General features: G+C 39.9%; 15 protein-coding genes, 1 pseudogene and 1 other annotated feature. Of the genes and pseudogenes, 6 read left to right on the forward strand and 10 right to left on the reverse strand.

The features are described from left to right. Positions 1 to 56 precede the first annotated feature (56 nt). On the forward strand, positions 57 to 464 hold the full coding sequence (locus IMZ31_RS11815) for a hypothetical protein (RefSeq protein WP_207527574.1): 408 nt from the start codon (positions 57 to 59) through the stop codon (positions 462 to 464). Between the two features lie 77 nt (positions 465 to 541). On the opposite strand, the gene argS is transcribed toward IMZ31_RS11815, so the two are convergent. From argS to IMZ31_RS11830, 3 genes are all read right to left on the reverse strand, one after another. Then, positions 542 to 2,239 (reverse strand): arginine--tRNA ligase, encoded by a 1,698-nt coding sequence (gene argS, locus IMZ31_RS11820; RefSeq protein WP_207527575.1) that lies wholly within the window; start codon positions 2,237 to 2,239, stop codon positions 542 to 544. A 51-nt stretch (positions 2,240 to 2,290) separates the two neighbouring features. Then, positions 2,291 to 2,508 (reverse strand) — a binding site (T-box leader). 51 nt (positions 2,509 to 2,559) lie between these two features. After that, the gene (locus IMZ31_RS11825; RefSeq protein WP_207527576.1) at positions 2,560 to 3,309 is read right to left on the reverse strand and encodes an NRDE family protein; all 750 of its coding nucleotides are present in this window, start codon (positions 3,307 to 3,309) and stop codon (positions 2,560 to 2,562) included. A 25-nt stretch (positions 3,310 to 3,334) separates the two neighbouring features. Continuing rightward, positions 3,335 to 3,718 (reverse strand): ATP-binding protein, encoded by a 384-nt coding sequence (locus tag IMZ31_RS11830; protein WP_207527577.1) that lies wholly within the window; start codon positions 3,716 to 3,718, stop codon positions 3,335 to 3,337. A 253-nt stretch (positions 3,719 to 3,971) separates the two neighbouring features. On the opposite strand from IMZ31_RS11830, the gene IMZ31_RS11835 reads away from it, so the two are divergent. Beyond that, complete coding sequence (locus IMZ31_RS11835; protein ID WP_207527578.1) at positions 3,972 to 4,376, forward strand: RDD family protein; 405 nt, start codon at positions 3,972 to 3,974, stop codon at positions 4,374 to 4,376. 157 nt (positions 4,377 to 4,533) lie between these two features. Here IMZ31_RS11835 and IMZ31_RS11840 read toward each other — a convergent pair whose 3' ends face one another. From IMZ31_RS11840 to IMZ31_RS11850, 3 genes are all read right to left on the reverse strand, one after another. Beyond that, positions 4,534 to 5,829 carry an MFS transporter gene (locus IMZ31_RS11840; RefSeq protein WP_207527579.1) on the reverse strand — a complete coding sequence of 432 codons (1,296 nt, stop codon included), beginning with the start codon at positions 5,827 to 5,829 and terminating at the stop codon, positions 4,534 to 4,536. A gap of 81 nt (positions 5,830 to 5,910) precedes the next feature. Then, positions 5,911 to 7,056: a winged helix-turn-helix domain-containing protein gene (locus tag IMZ31_RS11845; RefSeq protein WP_207527580.1), complete on the reverse strand. Its 1,146-nt coding sequence runs from the start codon at positions 7,054 to 7,056 to the stop codon at positions 5,911 to 5,913. 148 nt (positions 7,057 to 7,204) lie between these two features. Continuing rightward, on the reverse strand, positions 7,205 to 8,074 hold the full coding sequence (locus IMZ31_RS11850; RefSeq protein ID WP_207527581.1) for a pirin family protein: 870 nt from the start codon (positions 8,072 to 8,074) through the stop codon (positions 7,205 to 7,207). 193 nt (positions 8,075 to 8,267) lie between these two features. Here IMZ31_RS11850 and IMZ31_RS11855 point away from each other — a divergent pair, with 193 nt between their 5' ends. The 4 genes and pseudogenes from IMZ31_RS11855 to IMZ31_RS11870 all read left to right on the forward strand — a co-directional run bounded on the left by IMZ31_RS11855 (position 8,268) and on the right by IMZ31_RS11870 (position 9,823). Next, positions 8,268 to 8,699 carry a MarR family winged helix-turn-helix transcriptional regulator gene (locus IMZ31_RS11855; RefSeq protein ID WP_207527582.1) on the forward strand — a complete coding sequence of 144 codons (432 nt, stop codon included), beginning with the start codon at positions 8,268 to 8,270 and terminating at the stop codon, positions 8,697 to 8,699. Between the two features lie 55 nt (positions 8,700 to 8,754). After that, positions 8,755 to 9,381 carry an FMN-dependent NADH-azoreductase gene (locus IMZ31_RS11860; protein ID WP_207527583.1) on the forward strand — a complete coding sequence of 209 codons (627 nt, stop codon included), beginning with the start codon at positions 8,755 to 8,757 and terminating at the stop codon, positions 9,379 to 9,381. 66 nt (positions 9,382 to 9,447) lie between these two features. Further along, a pseudogene (locus IMZ31_RS11865) lies at positions 9,448 to 9,567 on the forward strand (branched-chain amino acid transport system II carrier protein); the annotation flags it as partial. A gap of 28 nt (positions 9,568 to 9,595) precedes the next feature. Continuing rightward, positions 9,596 to 9,823, forward strand: a complete 228-nt coding sequence (locus tag IMZ31_RS11870) for a branched-chain amino acid transport system II carrier protein (RefSeq protein ID WP_256438030.1) — start codon at positions 9,596 to 9,598, stop codon at positions 9,821 to 9,823. Between the two features lie 21 nt (positions 9,824 to 9,844). On the opposite strand, the gene IMZ31_RS11875 is transcribed toward IMZ31_RS11870, so the two are convergent. The 4 genes from IMZ31_RS11875 to IMZ31_RS11890 all read right to left on the reverse strand — a co-directional run bounded on the left by IMZ31_RS11875 (position 9,845) and on the right by IMZ31_RS11890 (position 13,124). Continuing rightward, a complete protein-coding gene (locus IMZ31_RS11875) occupies positions 9,845 to 10,690 on the reverse strand; it encodes a GNAT family N-acetyltransferase (protein WP_207527584.1) in 846 nt (281 codons plus the stop codon). A gap of 193 nt (positions 10,691 to 10,883) precedes the next feature. Next, positions 10,884 to 11,606, reverse strand: coding sequence for a hypothetical protein (locus tag IMZ31_RS11880; protein WP_207527585.1), 723 nt, complete (start codon positions 11,604 to 11,606; stop codon positions 10,884 to 10,886). Beyond that, the gene (locus IMZ31_RS11885) at positions 11,599 to 12,207 is read right to left on the reverse strand and encodes a DUF4166 domain-containing protein (RefSeq protein WP_207527586.1); all 609 of its coding nucleotides are present in this window, start codon (positions 12,205 to 12,207) and stop codon (positions 11,599 to 11,601) included. Before IMZ31_RS11885 ends, IMZ31_RS11880 begins: the two co-directional genes overlap by 8 nt. Then, positions 12,207 to 13,124, reverse strand: a complete 918-nt coding sequence (locus tag IMZ31_RS11890; RefSeq protein WP_207527587.1) for a DoxX-like family protein — start codon at positions 13,122 to 13,124, stop codon at positions 12,207 to 12,209. Before IMZ31_RS11890 ends, IMZ31_RS11885 begins: the two co-directional genes overlap by 1 nt. Positions 13,125 to 13,152: the final 28 nt, after the last annotated feature.

Consider the following 13,152-nt stretch of genomic DNA (forward strand, 5'->3'; position numbering starts at 1 on the left):
TAATATTTTAACATATTTGAATTATCTGATTTATGTAGATTCAGAAGGAAATGTTAATGAGCTATGTTATGGAACTTGGAGGTATTGACTTGAAAATAAAGCACATCCTACTCATTGCTGCTTCATTTACAGTATATATCGTTGTAATGGTCAGCATCCTCTTGATCATCATGAAGCCCGACATTACGGATTATGCCTTGTGGTTAAAGAATCACTATAATGTCCAATGCCTCGATGTAACCTGCGATTCATTTGAGGTAGAAGTAGAAAATGAGAACGGAAGAGACAAGCAAATCACCATGGTTACGGCGAAAGAGAGTTATACTTCTGGTGTATTTACTATGCAAAAAGATGTGGCTTACCGTAATCTCGAAGACCCTTCCTATCACTTGGACTTAAAAGTAAGAGGGTTCTTTGATGAATTTTCAATTATTGAAGAAAAAGTAAATTTGTCCTCTAAATAAATTATAGAGAGAAGGAAGAGACTAGTTCTCCATTTCATTGCCTCTTCCTTACTTCTCTTCGTTCACCTTAAATAAGTTTACATTTCTTCCGGTACCTCTATCCCAAGCAGACTCAGCCCCTCACATATCACAAGGGCTACAGTTTCTGTTAACGCTAGACGCCCTCCCAGGTAAGGCCCTTCTTCTAGTATACGTACATTCGCATAATAACTATTAAACGCTTGACCGAGCTTCAATAGATATTTAGCCACTTTCGAAGAGTCATAGTGTGCTGCAGCCTGTTCAATGACATCAGGAAAAGCAGCTACTTTTTGAACAACAGACCATGCGTACTCCCAGTCCTCGTCTTTAAAGAAATAAGGGGTAGTGGCTCCTTCAGCTTTCCTCAAAATCGACTTGGCACGAGCGTACGTATATTGCAAATATGGAGCCGTGCTCCCTTCAAACTTCAGCATCTCTTCATAAGAGAATTCTACGTCATTGAGGCGATCGTTTTTTACGTCATGGAAAATGACAGCTCCAACACCGACCTTCTGTGCCACTTCTTCTTTCTGATTAAGGTCAGAATTCTTTTCTTCAATATTCTCTTTCGCAAACTGGATTGATTTTTCGAGTGCTTCATCTAAGAAAACAACTTTCCCTTTGCGAGTGGACATTTTCTTACCATCTTTAAGCATCATGCCAAAGGGAACGTGCGTGATTTCATCTGCCCAAGTGTAGCCCATTTTCTTCAACACAGCGCGAAGTTGCTTAAAGTGGAGGCTTTGTTCGTTTCCAACAACATATAAAGAGGCAGCATGATTGTACGTTTTTTTTCTATAAATAGCTGCTGCTAGATCGCGGGTTGTATAAAGTGTCGTACCGTCTGATTTCTGAATCAGAGCAGGCGGCATACCTTCTTCATCTAAACGTACTACAAGAGCTCCATCCGACTCCTCAAGTAATGACTTCTCTTTTAACATCTTTAAAATATCTTCGGACTGCATATGAAAAGAAGACTCTCCTTTGTAAGAATCAAAGGAGACATTAAGAAGATCATAGATCGACCCGAAGGAATGAAGAGATTCTTCCCGAAACCATTCCCAGAGCGCTGTCGCCTCTTGATCCCCTTGTTCGAGTTTTACAAACCAGGAACGTCCTAACTCCTCAAGGGACGGATCTTCTTTTGCTTGATCATGAAATTTCACATATAGCTTGAGTAGTTCTTGAATGGGATTGGCACGCACTTTCTCCTCTACTCCCCACAACTTATAAGCAGCGATTAATTTACCAAATTGCGTCCCCCAATCGCCGAGGTAATTTAAACGAGCTACAGTGTAGCCACACTTCTCTAGAATATTGCCTACTGCATTTCCAATTACAGTTGAACGAAGATGCCCCATTGAGAAAGGTTTTGCGATATTCGGACTGGATAAATCCATCGTGATCGTCTTCCCATTTCCAAATGTGTGACCACCATAAAGATTTCCCTTTGTCTGAACGGCTTCTAAGACCTCTTCTGTGTAGGATGCTTTGTTGAAGAAAAAATTCACATATGGCCCAACCGCTTCTATACGAGATACAACAGAAGGTGATGGTTGCATGTGTATGGATAGCTCACTTGCAATGGAAGACGGACTTTTCTTGAAGGCCTTTGCCAGTTCAAAGCATGGAAAAGCAAGGTCACCCATCTTGCTGTGTTTCGGTACTTCCAGTAACGCTTCAACCTTTTCGGGTGATAGGTGTTCGTTTAATTCGTTTGCCAACAACGTCTTAATCTCATTTGTAACATTCATCCTCATACTCCCCTTTCTACATCAAAAAAACCGCCCCTCCTCCATTACAGGAGGAGAGACGGGTATCGTTCCGCGGTGCCACTCTCATTACCTTTCAGAAACAGAAAGGTCAGCTTATGTACTTGATAACGGCAAGTCCCGATAGCCCCTACTTTCTTTCAGAGCTATACCTCAAAAGTCCGGTTCATCGCTTTTTTACCACCAGGCTCCCACCATCCCCGGCTCTCTAAAGGTCACAAAACGACTACTCTCTTTTTCAAAGGTTAAAATTGTTTAATTGGAAATTATTATATAGAATTCATTCTACGCTGTAAAGGTATTTATAGGGTAAAGATTCGATCTTCAAACTCTTTCTCCTCGTATACCCTCTCAACAAATCGAATTTGGCTTTGGTTTTGATAGACCAATGTAGAAGCTCTTGTTCCATAATTCGGCGTATCAATAAAGAGAGGAGATAAACTTCGCTCCCATTCTAGAGGAATGCCAGTGTCAGGAAGGTCTTGATCATTAGCAGGCTCTGCTCGTTGAAGCGTTTGAAATAAACAAGAATCCAATTCACTTGAGCCACTGTCCAAGCACGCCGCCAATCCTTCTTTTCCTTTTTGCACTTTCGGCCAGGGTGTATCTAACAAATGATTGCTTAGGCCATAAATGCCTGGCTCTAGTTCCCGAATATCCCGTTCGCGGTTTGAATAATAGAATAAAGATTTTCCATCCGAAACGACGAGATTAAAGCCTGGGTAAGAATGGTTCCTCTCATGAACAGCCTCTAGATATTCTTTCGGTGACGCTGTTCCTTTCAAGAAATCACTTACTAACTCCCCTCGTGAGCGCTTCCCTTCTGTATCTTCATCTGGGTCTCGATAATTTGTCAGTGCTGCAAATCTCCCTTCCTTCGTGACACCCATCCATGTTCCCATTTTCTTAAGATCTCGTCCTGCAAGCACATGTGGAGCATCCTCCCAAAAGCGGGCTTTGGCTGTTTCTCTTTGGTAAAACTCATCGCGGTTTGCTGCTACAACTAAATCATAGGTGCTATCTATTTTATAAGCAAAGTTAATTAAACACATCTTCCATCACCTCAACCTTCTAGAACTATTCTGCAATGTTGCAGATATCACTAATGACAGTTTGGTTGTCTTGAGCGCCTTTTATCACAAACAAATGATCCGTTTCCGATTGTGTAGGTGGTAAAAGATCTTCTTGTTCATTGACTGATTGCCTCTTTAGTACTTCTTCAAACGTAGTGGCAACTCTAAATATGTCGGTACTTCGATTCGTTCGTTCTATTCTTTCTTCCAGGACTTGATTAGGCAGATTGAAGTAAACGATGATTGTCTTCATCCTCTTTTGGCGAAATTGATTCAATAGCTTTGAACGCCCCATTCTCGATAAATTGGAATTTCTGAGGATTAAATGAGCATCGGTATAATCAAGAGCATAGTCGAGAATGGACTGCGATACTACATATTTCAGCACGTTTGGTCCCTCCTCAGGCAGCATCTCCTATCTTTGATGTATTAGAAAACTTTTACACTTTGAAATCATTATTACAAAAACAACCTCAAATCGTCTACTAAATAATGGAATCTCGTCATGTTTTCCTTCAAATAAGAATATTAAATAATAAGAAGATACTCTATAGATTACTTAACAAAAATTAGTGGAACCGTTATTTCAATAGTAGTACAATGTGGGAGGAATTCATGTTTATTATAAAGGAGGAGATCCAATGGAACGTCCAGCTGGATTTGGGGTTCGTTTACTGGCTAACCTTATAGACGGGATTATCGTTGGAGTGATCTTGAGCTTTATTACGTTTCTTTTCTATGGGGATTTCTATAAAGAGGATTATAATATTACAGATTTACTAAGTACCCTATACTTAATCATAGTCCCAGTGATTTGGAAAGGATATGTAATCGGAAAGCGGTTAATGAATGTTCGGATTGTCAAGAAAAACGGTGAGAACGTTACGATTATAACCATGATACTGCGCGTTATAGTCGCAGGACTCCTTTACGGATTTACATTAGGAATTGCCTTTATCGTTAGTGCCATTATGGTCGCTGTAAGAGAAGACAAACGAGCGATTCACGACTTTATTGCTGGTACTTATGTGAGAAATGAAAGATAAAGTATACCTCTAACTTCTCTGTTGTTATACCAAACAGCTTGTATGAGAGTTAAGAAATCAAGTAAAACCGCAGTTCCTACTAGGAACTGCGGCATTTTATTTACCCCCTAACAATTCACATTGATAAGAAGATTCTTCTGTACAAGAACAGGTTGAACTATACCTGCTCCCCGCCTTTTTCAATTTCAGGGTAGGCTTCTCTCTCTAATTGTGACTTCGAAAATGTGTGCCGCTTACCCCAGATATAATTCTGTAGAACGATCCCCAGGAGTCCAATCACCGCCAAGCTTATCCCGATTCCCTTAAAAGCCAACAGCACCCCAAATTGACTAATCAAAATCCCTCCAAGCAAAGGACCAGCGATAAACAGCACACTTAAAGTAGAATCTACAATTCCCGATACCCTGCCTATTGCTTCTTGTGGAGGTTCTTTTTGAATCAAATAATTGATGGCTGTAAATGTGATCCCATTCCCAACACCGCCAATAATTGAAAGCCCTAAGGCTACTGTCACTAGGTTGAAGTGATCAAGGAAACCAAACCCAAGAACCATGACTCCTATCAACGCACTACCCATACCAAAGAACCATCCATACCTAAGGATTTCATCCAACCGATTTAAATAAAGGACCACAATAAGTGAACCCATCCCAATGCCAGAAATCGCCCACCCTGTTATTTCAGGTTTATTAGGAAACACCTCACTAAACAACGTTACGATTTGAGTATCAATCATTTGAATCGTTAATGTGCTTACAATCCCAAACATCATACTGGCAAAGAGGACCTGACTTTTTAAAACGATACGCCATCCTTCTTTCCATGAAGTGAGGAAACTGCTCGCTTCTTTGCCCTCTTGAACTTCATTCTCTTGAAAGGCTTGGTGCTTCACTTCTACCTTAAGCAAAATCAGCCCAGACAGTATAAAGGAGGCAGCGTTCACTACTATGGATACTTCTGGTGAGAAGAAACCCGTTACGGAACCACCGATCAGGGGGCCTACGACTTTCATAAGTTGATATAAGCTTCCATTAATCGTTACTGCCTTCATAATATCTTCTTCGACTACGATGCTTCTCATTAAGCCTTGTTGAGCAGGAAAACTAACTACCCCGACCGCGTTGCGCAATAAAAGGACAGGGAGCGCAAACCAAGGTGAAGTCGTTAATACAATCAACAAAGTGAGTCCTCCGCGGATCCAGTCTGAGTATATAAGCAGTTTCCGTTTATCTTTTCGATCTGCGAACACACCTGCAAACTGCCCTAACAGGATACTAGGTATGGCATACATAATTGGGATTAGCGCAATTAACATCGGATCTGCTTGCCAAGTATATCTGAATAAAATAAGAACAGCTACAAAGTCAAACCAATTCCCAAGGTTCGATAGGGCGTTGGCTAAAAAGTAAGGAACAAAATTTTGATTTCGCCAAATGGAATTTTTCTTTTCCATCTTCATCCTCCTCTAATTCGTTCTTAATCACATTATAATGTGTGAATGTCAGAAGATTATCAGAGGAGAAATTTTAGGCTTCTATCCTAAGTGATCGTGTAATTGCTTATAAATCTTCTGCTCTAAATCCGAAAAATGAAAGCTTTGAGCATACTGATCCATAAGATGTTGATAACGCTCTGTAATGGCCCCTTTACTATTAAACTCTTTCATAAAGAAAAGAATAAGATTCACACTAATTAACTCACCTGGTGCGTAGCTCGCTTCCGTAAATTGCTTAAACCCTTTTTGGAACCACCTTTCTGCCCCCTCATGGTCATTTTTGTAGAGATGGTATATGCCTTTTATAATAAAGAAGGTGGACCGCTCTCTAGAATAAGGGTATTTCACTAGTAATTGTTCCATTTCCAGTAGCTTTTCTTCTATTACTGAGCCGCTTTCTTTCAAAAATGATAGATATAACTCTGCTAAGTAGAGGAGTGGGATAAAGCCCTCAAGTTTCTTATCATAAATCTCTTTCTTCGATTCCTGAAGCAATTGTTCCGCTTCTTCCAAATGCTTAGTAAAGATGAGAAGTGGTATACGATTTAAAAGTCTGATTTCATCTTTATGAAAACTCGGCATCTTTGGTGTATCCATAGCCTTTAAAAAGTAAGACAAACTCTTCTCTTGATCGGGCTGTATGTAAGAATAGATATGCAAAAGATAGTAGCACTTTTCCCAAAAGGTGACTTCCTCCTTTTCGACGAGTCCTTTAATATCCCCTTTCATGAACTGGAGATAAAGACGACTCTGAGGATCTAATGTAACGCCAAATACGGATTGATTCTCTTCTAGAACCTTTAAGGCATCCCCTTGTCCATACAGGTGATATTTATGAAACAATGTTTTTACGTTTGTGGATACTTCACCATCTTTTGATAGAGGACTAACTTGAGTCTCTTTATAAACCCGTAAACGGTACCCCTTCCCTCTTACAGTCTCAATCTCAACCACAAAAGATAAAGGCTTAAGCTTTTTACGAAGCCGGTAGATGTGATCATCCACCGTTCTGTCTGTTGGGGCTTCTAAATTCCAAACAGCATCAAGGAGTTCATCTCTTGTGAATATTCTTGAAGGCCATTTATATAGGTATTGAAAGAGCTGGAATTCTCTTGGTAACAACTGAATGGAATATGTCCTATATTTTATAACACCCTCATTATGTAACAACGTAATTTCCTCCATGGATTCACCCTCCCAAAAAGATTCAGTTTACTACCTCATACCAATTATTTCAAAACCTTCTATATCAGTCTATAAAAAGACCGCAATTCCCTTTTAGAATTGCGGTCTTTTTCATCGAACCTAAATGGTGGTAATCGTATTTGTAGAGTTACACTGCAGGAGGCCCAAACTTCCCGTCTCTGAAATCCTGAAAAGCTTGTTTAATCTCTTCCATTGAATTCATAACAAAAGGACCATAAGGAACGATGGTTTCCTTAATTGGACGACCAGAATAAACGAGTACCTTTGTTCGTCTTCTCTTTGCTTTAAGGTGAAGTGAACTTAGCTTGTCTGAGTCTCCATTCTCATGATAGCTTAACGTAGCAACGCCATGTTTTTTTAGAGTTGTACTCTCTTCTCCAACTTCTACTTCCCCTGACAGTACATAGATAAAAGCATTATGATCTTCAGGTAGTTCTAGTGTATACGATGCATCTTCTGTAAGGTTCACTTTAGATAACGTAATGGGAACAATTGATTCCATAGGTCCCTTTACACCGGCTACACTGCCAGAATATACACTAATCGACCCTCCATCGATATTAACAGTAGGAGCATCTTCGGCATAAATGTTTTGATAGAGCGTCTCTGTTTGTTTCTTGTCCTGAGGAAGATTGAGCCATAATTGAAGGGTGTGAGCAACATCGTCTTCTACACCATCTTCCGCGTGGCGAGCAGCCCAGCCAGCATTCATATATTGAACATCACCTGGCTCTAATATATCTCGTCCTCCACCATTATCAATATGCTCAAGTCTACCGTCAATGACATAAGTAACGGTTTGAAATCCCCTGTGAGGGTGATCCGGAAATGTCCCTTTTTTAAACCAATCCTCTGCCATTAAAATAAATGGATCAAAATCTTTCCAACGGTCAGCAGGCAATACCCACCCTTTTTGAATAGCTGGAAAATTCATCTCTTGGTACTCTACGTACCATTGATCACGAACACTTCGCTTTAGCCGATTTTCGCTTTGCATATTATTAATTCCTCCCCACTAAATAGTATTTGTAACAACTATTTTAATAATAAGTATCTTATAATATCAAGAATTGTACCTTACTCTAATATCCATACACCTTAAATCAACTGAATTGACAATTTCATCATTACTAATTATACTAACGTAAGTAAAACAGTTTGTGTAGCAACTAAATTCAGGAGGGAATCTTTTGAAGTTATCTTTTCAAGATTATATTAGTATTAAAATTCACCAGACTGACCTGAATCTTACGAAGTTTATTAAATCAAAATTAGAAGATTTCAATCTGGCACCTGAGCAGAACTTAATTATGATGTTGCTTTGGGAAAAAGATGGCCTGACTCAAAATCAATTAGGTGAGAAACTTGATAAAGACAAAACAAACATAGCTAGAATGGCCTCTAATTTGGAGAAAAAAGGCTATATTTATCGGGCGCATCCTAAGGAAGACCGTCGTTCTCTCATGCTGTTTCTCACAGATAGTGGCAAGGAACTTGGTGAACAAGTCATTCCGGTTGCAGAAGAATTTAATGATATTGTCTGTAAAGGAATCTCAAGTGATGAATTAATCGAGCTTGAACGGTTATTAACGAAAATCAATCAGAATGTCCAAGAACAATAATGGACATCCCCCCGATAGTTGCTATAACAACAATTACTTACTGGAGGCATTATATATGGCAAATGTACTTTTTATAAAAGCAAATTCAAGACCTATTGAACAATCTGTAAGCGTGAAATTATACCATACATTTCTAGAACAATATAAAGAACAACATCCTAATGACCATATTACTGAGCTAGATTTGTTTGAAGAAAACCTTCCTTACTATGACACTAATAAAATCAATGGCATGTTCAAACAGTCAAAAGGAATCGAATTAACGGACGAAGAAGAAAAAGCTGCATCTGTTGTGAACAGCTATCTAGAGCAATTTCTTGCTGCAGACAAAGTCGTATTCGCCTTCCCTCTCTGGAACTTTACGATCCCAGCAGTATTGCACACGTACTTCGATTACTTAGCACAAGCAGGCAAAACATTTATGTACACTGCAGAAGGGCCAGTAGGACTGTTAACAGAAAAAAAGGTTGTTCTGTTAAATGCACGAGGTGGCGTTTATTCTGAAGGCCCAGCTCAGTCTTCAGAGATGGCTGTCAATTATGTAACAAATATCTTAAACTTCTGGGGAATCGAAGATATTACAACACTCGTCATTGAAGGACACAACCAGTTCCCAGACCAAGCGGATGAAATTATTCAAGTTGGGTTGAAGAAAACAGAACAAGTAGCTCTTACATTCTAGAAAAGAAATGTGCCCGAATTTATATAAATTCGGTCACATTTTTAAGTCTTGTTGTCTAATGTTATGGCCTTCATGACTGGTTTTACAGAAGGATACAACACAATGGACGCTTTGGCTACCCTTGCGTTTAGAATCGTGGTCATTAATGCGATCAAATCAAAAGGCATGACAGATCCAAAAGCCATTTGACGAGTATAAAGCACTTGTTGCGAGCCTGCCAGGATGGAACGTATCTGTATTAGAATCAGTCCAATCCTTTTACGACATCTTACCTTTATATAGCATGGGACTTGGTTGGATGCTCCCTGCGATTCTAGGAGTCGTAATCGGCCTCCTTGTCCCTAAGCGTACCGTTGAAACACCATATATGAAGTCAAATTATGAGAAGGCAGCTTCCTTAAGGGGAGGTTGCCTTTTTGTTGTCTTTACCCATAAGCTTTAATACACCACTTGGTCAACTCATCTATTGACTTACAGGAATCAACTTCGCGTTACAAGCCTTCTCATAAAATTCGACCGGTCCCGCCTCATCAATAATTGCATAAGGGTAACGAAGTTTAGCCATTTCTACTAAGCACGTATCCAACAATTCTCTCCCTACAAATTGGCATCGTTTATCTTTTGACGTGCCCATAGGACCAAAAATGCTTTTTTGTTTGCGGACAAGGTCGTAACAAGCAAAGCCTATTATGGTGTTGTTACGTTCCGCTATAAAGATAGGAATCTCCACCTTGTTAGAAGCGTGGTTAACGTGTTCGAGCCACCTCTCTCCAAATTCAACACGAATGTAATCCTTTAAAGCAGGAAGGTCTGATGGTGTCGCTCTTCTGATCTCATTTTGAGGAGAGAATGGCTTATGTAAATACCCCTCTAAATAGACAGTAAGATCTCTTGGTGTACAGGCTATTTGAAAAATGTGTTTTAATATTTCTTTCGATAATACGTTTCTAAGATTTTTCTCTAACTCTACTACCGCAAACAGAATGTGTCCTTCATTGATTAGGGTCTGTCCGTAATTCTCTTTCTTTTCGTTTGCACGTTCTAACACCTTTAAGGAAGCATAGGAAATGTTCAATCCATTCCATTCTATGTACTCTTCTCGTGGAGCTTCACACGCTGTCTTAACTTGTTTCATGAAGTTACTCCCGACTTGTTTATATAAATATAAGAAGAGCTCCCCACACACACCAGTCGCTTCTTCACAGGCACCTATCAGAAAGTGATAAGGCTGAATAATATTGTCATACTCTTTTAAAAGATCTATAATTCTTTCTGCCCTGTTGGTGAATCTATATGAATTCTCCTTCATGATCTCGCCCCCATTTCTTGTACCAATTATTTCAAAAAACATCACCATCCACAATCTATACTTTTCTTTAAATCCATATGATCCCACTATGAATATGAACCTGAAGACTCCGAGTAACCATAAAGGTATTATTAAAAAAAGAAGGCTTAATTCATATTGAACTAGGCCTTCCTTTTTATAATGTATTCTTAATTTAACTCGATTTAGCAACTATTCGATATGTAATCGTTAGAAAAGGTATAGAAAAAAGCCACATCTTATGCGTTGCACGTAAGTTCCCTTCCCCCACTTCTTCCACCAAAAAATATTCTTCAATCGGCAACTTGAAGCGTTTATGTTTCACTGTTAAGTACGTTCCGGAGTCAGCATCCTTCGACTTAAGTCGTTTACTAGATAAACTTAAGTTGCTTTCCATTTGATTAAGCTCAAGAATACCCGTCATGGTAGACCAAGGCAAAGGAAGTCCTATATTCATATAGGTACGCTCTGCTGTCTTATGAAAAGAATAGATGGCAATAAAGCAAACCTCTTCCCCTATCTTCCGCACCCATGCTCTCGGACGATGCCGACCATCTGCCTCTTCTGATACAGGCACAATATCACCTGTCATTTCTACTTCCCTACTCGATAAGGGTAGGTTAATTTGTTGCGTCTTCCTGCTAAATATCCGATACAAGAACGCAAATGGCTTAAACCATGTTCTCCATTTCACTTTTGTAAATAAGCGGTAGCCAGTCGTTCGTTCATAAAAGTCGACAATCGTTGGTGAGAGTGTATGCATGTTCAGATCTTCTTTATATACCTTCATATCCTCTACCAAGCCCACTTCTGTCCGCTCAGAATCTACTTGTTCCTTAAGAACTTTTTCGCCAACTCGAAACGTACCTTTCATTCGACTAGTAGGGATATTATGCATCCTCCGTAAACTCCCCTTCATAAGAAAAGATCGTTCCCATAATCGGGTTTTGAACACTCACTTTAATTTCATACACATTACGCTCATCATTAAACGTTTCAACTACAGTTGCCACCCCTTGCAGGAAGCGCGGCAAAGGGATTTCCTTTTCTCCAATAACTACACGTTGTCGCTTTGACTGAATATGCAAACCACCGTTTTCAAGAACGGTTAATGCTAAATCAGAGTACATAACAGAAGGCTCTCCGAGATAGTCTTTAATGATCCCACGCTCAGCATCGAGACTCATAAGCGCATTGAAATACCGCTTCTTTCCTTTGAAATAAAACACACGCTCCCAATGCACCTGATCCTCTCCCTTTTCACCCGTTTGAGGCTTATGTCTAATGGTAAAAGGAATGAACGTTCCTTTCTCAGGGAACAAGAGCTTTCGCCTGGCCCCCATTATCATTAGCGGGGACATCCATTTCGCACCTCGAGATATTCTTTTCATGACTCCAGATCCTTCATAGGGTTCCTTCTCAATATGCTTGTAACGTTGTTGAAGCATGGGGTGCAGTTGATTAAACTCCTCCCCCAACACTTGTGAATAGATTGGCATCAGGCTGACTCCTTTTTCTTCCGTTTACAATTCTTAGCGGTGGGTACGTCCCTACTCACTGCAAGTCCGAGTACAGATAATAAAAATAAACTACTATTATAGGTTAGTGGACTAAACGGATGAGTTAGCGTACTTGGGTCCGCCATGATCGCCGATGCGGTAAGGAAGGGAAAAGCAAGTACTTGCAAATAATACAGCCGCCTTCGCCTCTTTATAACCCACCATGATAGACCAAACAATATTTCAGCAATCCCCATCCAAAATACAACAAAATTTGCTGACACTGAGAGGGGCAGTAAACTTTCTGCTAGCGCTATTTCTTCTGGGTGCTTATATAAGACTTTAGGAATCAACCCGTGGTAGATCCATATGAAAGAGAAGAAAAAGGATAGAATCCAATAAGCAAAAAACTGCAAGTACTGAGACTTAGGCGTCATCCCCTTTTCAAGCCACCGTTTAAGAACGTCAAAGCTCAGTGCTGTTGCCCAGCCAATCATAGGACGAAAGAACAACCGGTCCACCCACGCTCCCAGCGTACCAAATCTGGTTTGATAATCGTATTGAGTTAGGAATGTCATATCCTTATCAGCTTTCGGGATGTACTTCCAATAGCCTTTCCCTTCTCTAATAATAGAGATCTTCTGACCTGTACCAAAGTGAAGGGAGGATGTCCTCGAACCATCTTTACCATCATGAGTGCCCTTACTTCTCCCCCATCCTTCTACTGAAAGACCAAGACCAATATTGGTTCTGTATGTAAACTCTTGTGGATCATCTTCACGTTCCTTGGGTTGATAAGAAATCGAAGAAAAGCGAAGATCCCACTGTTCATGCAAACCGGGATTTTGTGAAGCTTCCCACAAATCCTCCATTTCTGCATGAATAGGAATTTCTACATAGATGGAATTCTTTTTCATTATCACCTCTCCTTTTCTATCTCTTCTA

Source organism: Pontibacillus sp. ALD_SL1 (assembly GCF_017355605.1).